The organism is Campylobacter sp. TJR-1, assembly GCF_032840035.1.
GTDB classification, from domain to species: domain Bacteria; phylum Campylobacterota; class Campylobacteria; order Campylobacterales; family Campylobacteraceae; genus Campylobacter; species Campylobacter fetus.
This window is the reverse complement of the sequence record NZ_JAWIZX010000021.1, coordinates 1-774: the sequence shown is the minus strand read 5'-3', so window position 1 is coordinate 774 and position 774 is coordinate 1. Positions and strand designations below refer to the sequence as shown.

1 pseudogene is annotated in these 774 nt (G+C 33.7%); it reads left to right on the top strand.

What is annotated here, in order from left to right:
* Positions 1 to 492, top strand: a pseudogene (locus tag RVY88_RS09115) (hypothetical protein); the annotation flags it as partial.
* Positions 493 to 774: the final 282 nt, after the last annotated feature.

Sequence of the window (774 nt, the reverse complement as noted above, 5' to 3'; positions counted from 1 at the left end):
GCAAGTGCTCTTAAAGCTGGTCTTACATTTGATGCAAGTGCTATAACTATAGCTAACGGCGCAACAATTAAAGGCGGTAGCGGAGCTGATAGTATAACTGTTAAAGGCGGATTAGCTAATTTAACTCTTGGAGAAGGATCTGATACCGTTACACTAAAAAAAGGCGGCACATCTACAGACTATATAACAATTAATGACTTTAGCAAAGATGATAAAATAGTCTTAGACGGTACCGATTTTGCTAATGCAAAAGCCATAGAAAAACTTACTTTGGCAAATACAACAGGATTTAGTGATTACGTAAATCAAGCAGCGAGCGGTAATGGAGGTGTAAATCCTATAGTTAAATACTTCCATTATCAAAACGATACCTATATAGTAGTTGATAAGGGAGTAGGAGCTATTTTGGCAGACACTGATACAGTGATTAAGCTAGCTGGCATCCACGAGCTAACTGGAACACAAAATATCACAATTGCAGACTCTCAATAAGTAGAGCTAACTTTCAAAGCCTACTAGAATTAATTAGCTAGGCTTTGAGCTTTGTTGTCGTAAATATATTAGCAATGATTTGTTGTATGAATGAATTAAGTTTAACATATGTATATTTAAATATACAACGACTTAGTTTTTTTGTTTTTCGATGCGACGGCAATAACCGACTTTCAAACCAAACCTTAATAAATAGTAGATAGTTTTTTTGCTAAAAGAAGTCGGATTTTCCGACTTCTTGATATATTATTTAATTCTTTCAAATAAATCTTTTAAATTTAA